Source organism: Paenibacillus sp. P4_A7 (genome assembly GCF_056402455.1).
The window spans coordinates 1-9,375 of record NZ_JBFUHJ010000198.1 but is presented as its reverse complement, the minus strand read 5'-3'; the positions used below and the strand labels follow the sequence as shown (position 1 = coordinate 9,375).

Below are 9,375 nucleotides of genomic sequence, written 5' to 3'. Positions count from 1 at the left end.
ATGCTGCGTATGCGGTTGAACTTACGGACCGCACTTTGCAGGATGATGAAGCGACAGGCTTTCATTTTGAACAGCTGAAGGCTTGTTTGGCAGCCCTGCAAGAGGGAAAAGATGCGCAGATCGTCGTGCATTTATATGAAATGCGCATATTAGATCTCTCTGGCTATGCGCCTGAGCTAGATGAATGCRTGAACTGTGGTAATGTTGTTGGGCCATTTAAGCTTTCACCGCATGCAGGTGGAATTTTATGTTCGAGATGTACGAGTAAGGATCCAGGAGCGATTGCGCTTGGAGATGGGGCCTATCGTCTTTTAAAGCTTTTTAGAAGAATGGATATGCGTAGACTTGGATCAATACAAGTGAAGCCAGAGACGAAAGCAGAGCTTAAAATTTGCATGCGTAATCTTATGGATACACATATAGGGTTACAGCTGAAATCGCGAAACTTTCTTGATCAGCTGGATRGGCTTCTTTAAAGGTAAATCAAAAATATTTTATTTGATGGTTTGACAAATGGTTTGGTATAACATACAATAAGATATTATGAATATTGGGCTAAGATGGAGAAAGTAATCGTGATATGTCGACAAGTATAGCGATCCGGGAACAGTGAAAGCCTGGATGGACAGATTCGATGAATAGGCACTCCGGAGTCGTATAAATCAAAGAGGGTTTTCTCATAATGAGTAAACCAAGTAGGGTGGAACCGCGGGATAACAACTCTCGTCCCTACGTCTGGCAGCAGGCGTAGAGACGGGAGTTTTTTGTGTATATAAGGCTTTATAAGTTTTCACTTATAAATAGGCTTGTATATCTTAGAGAAACGAACGCTTTTGCCGCAAGTACGGCATCAGCCGTTTACGCTTGTGTCAACGCTTAGCTGATCCAGAAAAAATATGGAATAACGGATAGAAAAATGAGGTAGAAGGAGAGATTTTGTGATGAATTTTCAAAATATGATTTTGACGTTGCAAAGGTTCTGGGCAGAACAAAATTGTATCCTAGTCCAGCCGTACGATGTGGAGAAAGGTGCGGGGACTATGAACCCGATGACTTTTTTGCGATCGATCGGTCCAGAGCCTTGGAATGTTGCCTATGTGGAGCCTTCTCGTCGTCCTGCTGATGGACGTTATGGTGAGAACCCGAACCGTCTTTACCAGCATCATCAGTTTCAAGTTGTGTTAAAGCCTTCACCAGACAATATCCAAGAGCTTTATCTGGAAAGCTTAAAGCAGCTCGGTATCGATGCAAACGACCATGATATTCGTTTCGTTGAGGATAACTGGGAATCCCCTACTCTTGGCGCTTGGGGCCTTGGTTGGGAAGTATGGCTTGATGGTATGGAAATAACGCAATTTACTTACTTCCAGCAAGTGGGCGGTATCGATGCTAATCCAGTTGCCGTTGAAATTACTTACGGAATGGAAAGACTGGCGTCTTACATCCAAGAAAAAGAAAATGTGTTCGATTTGGAATGGGTTGAGGGCGTAACATACGGAGACATCTTCAAGCAGCCTGAATTCGAGCATTCGAAATATACATTTGAGACTTCAGATTCAGCGATGCTGTTCTCCTTATTTAATATGTATGAGGAAGAAGCGACCAAAACACTGAATAACAATCTCGTATTTCCAGGTTATGACTACGTATTGAAGTGTTCGCATACGTTCAATTTACTCGATGCTCGCGGTGCGATTAGTGTGACTGAAAGAACGGGATATATCACTCGAGTAAGAAACCTTGCGCGTCAATGCGCTTCGACTTATTACGAGGAAAGAGAACGTCTCGGATTCCCAATGCTTAAGAAAGGAGTGGAGCAGCATGACTAAAGATTTCTTGCTCGAGATTGGTCTGGAAGAAGTGCCCGCTCGCTTTGTGAGAGGAGCCATGAATCAGCTTAAGGAAAAAACGGTGAAATGGCTTGCTGATTCTCGCATTGAACACGGTAAAGTTGATGTTTTTGCAACGCCTAGACGTATTGCTTTAAGGATCAGCGAAGTGGCACTGAAGCAGTCAGATATGAACGAAGAAGCCAAAGGTCCTTCACGTAAAATAGCGCAGGATGATCAAGGTAATTGGAGCAAGGCAGCTCTTGGATTTGCACGCAGTCAAGGTGTTGAGCYGGAACAGCTCTACTTCCAAGAGCTTGCAGGTGTGGAGTATGTTTATGCGAAAAAAAGCAGTATTGGCGCGGAAACTGCTGCTGTATTGCCAGAAGGGCTCGTCTCGCTTATAACATCCATGTCTTTTCCAAAAAACATGCGTTGGGGAAGCTATGAGCTTCGCTTTGTAAGACCGATTCGGTGGTTGGTAGCGCTCTTTGGTCAGGATATTATTCCGTTCGAAATTACGGGTGTGCAAACTGGGAATATATCACGAGGACATCGTTTTCTAGGAGCAGATACAGTTGTATCTGAGCCATCGCAATATGTTGAGAAACTGCGTGAGCAGCATGTACTTGTCGATGTAAGTGAGCGTGAACAGCTGATTATTGCACAAATTAATCAACTTGCTAAGGATAAAAGCTGGGAAATTGCGATCAAGGAAGATTTGCTTGAGGAAGTGCTTTTCCTTGTCGAGTATCCGAATGTATTATTCGGTGGATTCGATCCAGCCTTTTTGCAAATTCCGCAAGAGGTGCTAATTACTTCTATGCGCGAGCATCAACGTTATTTCCCTGTGTTTAATAATGATGGTCAATTACAGCCTTACTTTGTAACGGTACGGAATGGCGATCTTAAATCAATTGAACTCGTTGCTAAAGGTAATGAAAAAGTTCTACGTGCCAGACTTTCGGATGCTAAATTCTTTTATGAAGAGGATCACAAGCTGACGATTGACTATGCGCTGTCTAAGCTTGAGAACATCGTTTATCATGAAGAGCTGGGATCAGTTGCTGATAAAGTAAGACGTATTCGCAACACTGCTGACTTAATTAGTGAACATCTGCAAGCCGACAAACAAATGGCACAGGATGTGAGCCGAGCAGCAGATATTTGCAAATTTGATTTGGTATCACAGATGGTTTATGAATTTCCTGAGCTGCAAGGCATTATGGGTGAAGATTATGCACAAAAAGCAGGGGAGCGCGTTACGGTAGCTAAAGCGGTTAATGAACATTACCAACCTCGCTTTGCGGGAGATCACGCCCCTTCTGAATGGACTGGAGCAATCGTAAGCTTAGCCGACAAAATGGATACCATTGTAGGCTGCTTCTCAATCGGTATCATACCGACAGGTTCTCAGGACCCATATGCTCTTCGCAGACAAGCAGCGGGAATTGTACAAATCATACTAGCTCATGGGCTTAAACTGCAATTGAATGAATTGTATGATCTCGCGTTATCTGTTCACGAAAAGCGCGGATTGAAGAAAGATGCCGCAGAAATTCGTAAAGATTTAGCTGATTTCTTCGCGCTTCGAGTTAAAAACGTATTGTCTGAGCAAGGAGTTCGCTATGATGTAGTGGATGCTGTGATGGCAACTGGATTTACTGATTTAAGCACTACAATTGAGCGTGCCACAGTTATTCAAGCGCTTGCTGCAGGGGAAGATCGTGCAGAGTTCAAATTGATTGTGGAGCAATTTAATCGTGTAAGTAATTTAGGATCGAAAGCAGAGGGAACAGCTGTGAATTCCTCCCTTTTCGCTGAAGAAGCGGAGTCAGAACTGTATAAGCAATGGCAACTGCAGCGTCCTATATTTGCTGATGCGATTGCAACTAGCAATATAGAAAAAGCAGTACAAACGTTATCTGCTTTAAAGCCGTTTATTCATACGTATTTTGAAAATGTTATGGTTATGGCTCCTGATGAAGCGGTACGCGCTAATCGTTTAGCTACACTAGCCGGTATAGCTGAGGATATAGCTGAAATCGCTGATTTCTCGAAGCTGGTATGGTAATTGGCAAGAGTCAGGAGGCTGATTGTATATGTCGAATATTAATCCAGAAGTAGTTGTATATGTCGTATCCGATGCAGCAGGAGATACAGGAGAACTGGTTGTACGAGCAGCGATCGCGCAATTTCACCCAATTAATACGGAAATTCGCAGAGCTCCCTTTATTACTGAAGTAGAAGGTTTGCAGCGTATAGTGATGCAAGCGAAGCAAAACGACGCTATCGTGTTATTTACGCTTGTAATCCCGCATCTACGGGATGCAATGAAGATGCTGGCCGACTCAAGCGGGATTGTTGCTATTGATTTGCTGGGCTCTTTTATCGAAACGCTTGAAGCGAGGACTGGACGGAAATCACGTCAAGAGCCTGGACTTAATCATGTACTTGATGAGGACTACTTCCGTAAGGTTGAGGCCGTTGAGTTTGCGGTTAAGTATGATGATGCGAGAGATACTTCAGGGGTGCTTAAAGCCGATATAGTTCTCGTGGGTGTATCCCGAACATCGAAGACGCCATTGTCTATGTACTTGGCACATCAGAAATTTAAGGTGGCAAATGTTCCGCTCGTACCAGAATTGAAGCCGCCCGATGAATTGTTTAAGCTCTCAAAGAGAAAAATAATCGGGTTAACAATTGGAGTTCCTTATTTGAATATCATACGTAAGGAAAGACTGAAGGCGCTTGGATTGCCGAATAATGCATCCTATGCAACTACAGATCGTATAGAGAAAGAGCTCCTTTATGCTGAAACGATTATGAAAAAGCTTGATTGTGTTGTTATCGACGTATCGCATCGAGCTGTTGAAGAGACGGCAAGCTTAATTATGGAATATGTACGTATGTCATAATGGCATGAGGCAGGATTTTTTATACTTTTGCCGTATATAATAATACAGTATAAGAAATTTAAATTGAGCGGTGATTTAATATTAGATCTAATCAACCAACAATTGTTGTAGATGCTGATGCTTGTCCGGTTAAATCGGAAATTGTTGAAACGGCACGACAATTTTCGGTACCTGTGCTGATGGTTGCCTCTCATGACCATCGGCTTGAGCAGCAAGCAGGTATCGAAGTTGTTCAAGTAGATATCAGCGATCAATCGGTTGATATGTATATTGTTAATCATATTAAGGCAGGTGACATTGTTGTCACTCAAGATTTTGGATTAGCCTGTATAGCCATTGGTAAAAGTGCTGTCGTTTTATCTCCGCGAGGAGAGCAGTATACAAATGACAATATTGATTATTTGATGGAACGTCGACATGAGCTTGCGAAAAGGCGTCGAAGTGGCGGTAAAACAAAGGGTCCGAAAGCAATGAAAAATGAAGATCGTGATCGATTTCAACAAAAGCTGACAAAAGTTTTGCGAATTGAGCAGGAGAACCATGACGTATAGCGAATACTATTTACGTGTTACTTAGGATGAAGGTGATGAACGATGACATACGGTAATAAAATACCGGAAGAGGTTATTGATGCTGTACGGAAGCATCATGACATCGTTGAGACGGTCGGGAAATATGTTCATCTCACGAAGCACGGCAAATATATGAAGGGGTTATGTCCGTTCCATTCGGAGAAGACCCCCTCGTTTACGGTTACGCCGGAGCTCCAAATTTACCATTGTTACGGATGCGGCAAAGGCGGCAACGTTATACGGTTTGTAGAGGAGATGGAAGGTTATTCATTTCCGGAGGCCGTGCGATTGCTTGCTGAGGATGCAGGGATGCCAGTTACTTGGACCTCTTCTGATGGGACTAAGTCCACTCCTCAAGACGCAGATCGTTCCAAGATTATTGAAGCGCATGAGTTGACCGTCAAGTTCTATCACCACGTGTTAAACAACACGAAGCAAGGGCAAGAAGCAAAGCAGTATTTGAGGGAACGTGGACTTAGTGATAAGCTCATCGACCATTTTATGCTAGGCTATGTTCCTGATGACTGGGACTTGTTGGTTCGATTCTTGACAAATCGCGGATTTGATCTGGCACTAATGGAGAAAGGCGGATTATTATCGGCTAAAACGGACGGGAGCGGGTATGTGGATCGGTTTCGTAATCGCATCATGTTTCCGATTTGGGATCGAGACGGCAAAGCTACCGCGTTTGCGGGTCGCATTATAGGCGAAGGACAGCCGAAATACTTGAACACCTCGGAAACGATGTTATTTACGAAGAGCAGAACCTTATATAACTTGCATTTCGCACGGCCGGCTATCCGTAAGAGCAAGCAGGTCGTTTTATTTGAAGGGTATATGGATGTCATCAAATCATGGAGTGCAGGTGTCAAAAACGGTGTAGCCACCATGGGTACAGCGTTGACGGATGAACATTGCGCCATGCTTAGACGACAGGCCGAGGAAGTTATCGTTTGCTTTGATGGTGATGACGCTGGACAAGCAGCAGCTTCGAAGTCAATTCCGATGCTGGAGAGCGCAGGCCTTAAAGTAATGGTAGCTATGCTTCCTAAGGGCAAGGATCCCGATGATTATATAAGCGAATATGGCCCCGAAGCTTTCTTGCGAGAAACGATGGACCAGCCAGTTTCAGTTACAAAATTTAAGCTTATATATTTAAGGAAAAACCATATACTGCTAAAAGAAGAAGGTAGAAAAAATTATTTACTGGAAGCTGTACAAATTGTAGCAGATMTAGATTCATCAACAGAACGCGAAGTCTACTTAAAAGAATTATCACGAGAGTTTGAAATTTCACTTGATGCCTTGAAGCAGGACTGTCATGAAATACGGATAGAGCTGCAAAAAAAGAAACCGCAAGGGGATAATAACGACAATTCGTGGAATAATGGTAGGAATGAAAAGCGCCGTACGTCCGGACCGCCGACACTACAGCCTGCATACACCCATGCGGAACGAAGATTGCTGCATGTCATGATGCGTGACAGTGGAGTTGCACAAGCGGTTCATGGGCAAATCGGTGATGCGTTTAATGTTGAGGATCACGCAGCACTTGCTGCTTATTTATACGCTTACTACGCACAGGGCTATGATCCTGATGCCAGCCGTTTTATTGCAACATTGCATGACGATCGTCTAGAGCGCACGGCTGCATCCATCCTGATGATGGACGGTGACTTTCCGTTCGATGAGACAACAATGGACTCTTATATCCAGGATATTATAAAGGTTCCGCAATTTCGGGATATCGAGCGAAAAAAAGAAGAAATGATACGTGCTGAGCGTATCGGTGATTTTTTGAAAGCAGCACAAATTGCAAGTGAGATTATAACCCTAGAGAGACAGCTTAAAGGTTGACGGAGAATCGTTTCTAGGGAGGAGGGAGTCGGAATATGGCGAATGATCAGCATACTGAACTAGATACCGAACAAAAACTGGATCATGTAAAAGATCAATTAATCGAGCAAGGCAAGAAGAGGTCTTCCTTGACTTATAAAGAAATAATGGAGAAACTGTCTCCTTTTGATCAAGATCCAGAACAAATTGATGAATTTTTCGAACAACTCGATGATTTTGGTATTGAGGTACTGAACGAAAACGATGAGCATAATCCACTCGCTGCTACAGGTGATGAGCGGGAACAGCGGGAACCGGATGAATTCAATTTCGATGACGATCTAGCGTTGCCGCCAGGTATTAAGATTAATGATCCAGTACGGATGTACTTGAAGGAAATTGGGCGTGTTCCACTTCTTTCGGCGGATGATGAAATCGAGCTTGCACAGCGGATCGAAAATGGCGATGAAGAAGCAAAGCGAAGACTTGCTGAAGCTAACCTACGTCTTGTAGTCAGTATCGCAAAGCGGTATGTAGGTAGAGGAATGTTGTTCCTTGACTTAATACAAGAGGGTAATATGGGTCTGATTAAAGCGGTTGAGAAATTCGACCATCTTAAAGGATTCAAGTTCAGTACGTATGCAACATGGTGGATTCGTCAAGCGATTACTCGTGCGATAGCTGACCAAGCACGTACGATTCGTATTCCTGTTCACATGGTTGAAACCATTAATAAATTGATCCGCGTATCTCGGCAATTACTGCAAGAACTTGGACGTGAACCAACACCTGAAGAAATTGCTGCAGAGATGGAGCTTAGCACGGAGAAGGTTCGTGAGATTATGAAAATAGCTCAAGAGCCTGTATCGCTTGAGACGCCTATCGGTGAAGAAGACGATTCTCACCTTGGTGATTTCATCGAGGATCAAGAGGCGCTTGCTCCTGCTGACGCAGCGGCATATGAGCTTTTGAAAGAGCAGCTTGAGGATGTTCTGGATACATTGACTGAACGTGAAGAAAATGTACTTCGTCTGCGTTTTGGTCTTGATGATGGCCGTACAAGAACGCTTGAAGAAGTTGGCAAAGTGTTTGGCGTTACACGTGAGCGTATTCGTCAGATCGAAGCTAAAGCACTTCGTAAGCTTCGTCATCCTAGCCGCAGCAAACGTTTGAAGGATTTCCTTGAATAGATCATAATCGTTAAACCTATGACCTTTCTGCTCGTGCAGCGAGGTCTTTTTTCTCAGTATTTATAAGTTGTTTGATCAAAGTCGAGACCGAAAGGACAGCGAACTTTCATGGATCAGGACCGACGGCAAATTATCGTAAGAGAAATAGATCATTGGCGAAGAAGCAGACTGCTTCCCGATCAGTATTGCGATTTTTTATTGAACTTATATGCAGATCAGGAAACGGTTAGAGACACTGGTACGCAGTACAATTCGGTTGGAAAAGCTTTTGATGCTATACAACGCGCAACTGGCTTGCAGTGGCTGCTTACATTTGGAACTTTTACCTTAATTTCCTTTGTTGTGCTTTATTTTAACGGTTTTCATCCGTTATTGCAAATGGCTGTTGTAGCAGGGGCAGTGACTGTTTTTTTATGGATTGGCGGGCGTCAGCGAGAGCGAAATGAAGTACTAGGTCTCACTCTAATAAGTATCGGGATGCTTCTTCTGCTAGGCGGCGGATTGTATATGTTAAATTTGCACGGACTCAACCAGTGGGGCTGGAAAACGGCACTGTTGGCATTTTGTTCGTTGTTCTGGGTTATCTATGGAATAGCTGCTAGGATACATATTTTGCATCTTTGTGGGTGGATTGCTGCTATTCTTGTGTATGCTTTGGTACTATCGCAGTATAAGCCTGATCCCAATTGGTATGAGATTCAAATTTACTGGCTTCCGATTGCTTGTTTGTTTGGCTGGAGTAGTTGGTTTGTTAATCGCTGGTCTAAGCCAGTCTCTGCAGTTCTGTTTCTTATAGGTTCGCTTGTATGGTTTATGCCAGAATGTTATTATATGATGTTTATTGATGAAGTTAATGGAGCGTTAGGGTTGCAGCTGCAGCTGCTCATCAAAATCGGCATTGGTGGAGTTCTCCTCTTCACCATGCGAAAAAAATGGATRGTGTGGGTTGTATAATGGTGAAATTATCTAGACGTCTGCAGCTTATTGCAGACTATGTAACAACAGGGTCGCGGATTGCCGACATCGGATC

8 protein-coding genes are annotated in these 9,375 nt (G+C 43.5%); all 8 read left to right on the top strand.

All coding sequences use genetic code 11. The features are described from left to right. Positions 1-476, top strand: a 476-nt coding sequence (recO, locus tag AC1DWN_RS20385; protein WP_477560737.1) for a DNA repair protein RecO, incomplete at its 5' end; no start/stop codon positions are given. A gap of 465 nt (positions 477-941) precedes the next feature. Then, a complete protein-coding gene (gene glyQ / locus AC1DWN_RS20380; RefSeq protein ID WP_477560736.1) occupies positions 942-1,829 on the top strand; it encodes a glycine--tRNA ligase subunit alpha in 888 nt (295 codons plus the stop codon). Then, complete coding sequence (glyS, locus tag AC1DWN_RS20375; protein WP_477560735.1) at positions 1,822-3,903, top strand: glycine--tRNA ligase subunit beta; 2,082 nt, start codon at positions 1,822-1,824, stop codon at positions 3,901-3,903. The genes glyQ and glyS overlap by 8 nt, the downstream gene beginning before the upstream one ends. Before the next feature lie 28 nt (positions 3,904-3,931). Further along, the gene (locus AC1DWN_RS20370) at positions 3,932-4,747 is read left to right on the top strand and encodes a pyruvate, water dikinase regulatory protein (protein ID WP_477560734.1); all 816 of its coding nucleotides are present in this window, start codon (positions 3,932-3,934) and stop codon (positions 4,745-4,747) included. A gap of 80 nt (positions 4,748-4,827) precedes the next feature. Further along, positions 4,828-5,298 (top strand): YaiI/YqxD family protein, encoded by a 471-nt coding sequence (locus AC1DWN_RS20365; RefSeq protein WP_477560738.1) that lies wholly within the window; start codon positions 4,828-4,830, stop codon positions 5,296-5,298. Positions 5,299-5,340: 42 nt separating this feature from the next. Then, positions 5,341-7,176 (top strand): DNA primase, encoded by a 1,836-nt coding sequence (dnaG, locus tag AC1DWN_RS20360; RefSeq protein ID WP_477560733.1) that lies wholly within the window; start codon positions 5,341-5,343, stop codon positions 7,174-7,176. Positions 7,177-7,211: 35 nt separating this feature from the next. Continuing rightward, positions 7,212-8,345, top strand: coding sequence for an RNA polymerase sigma factor RpoD (rpoD, locus tag AC1DWN_RS20355; RefSeq protein WP_477560732.1), 1,134 nt, complete (start codon positions 7,212-7,214; stop codon positions 8,343-8,345). A gap of 108 nt (positions 8,346-8,453) precedes the next feature. Beyond that, entirely contained in the window at positions 8,454-9,299 is an 846-nt protein-coding gene (locus tag AC1DWN_RS20350) for a hypothetical protein (RefSeq protein ID WP_477560731.1), read from the top strand. Positions 9,300-9,375: the final 76 nt, after the last annotated feature.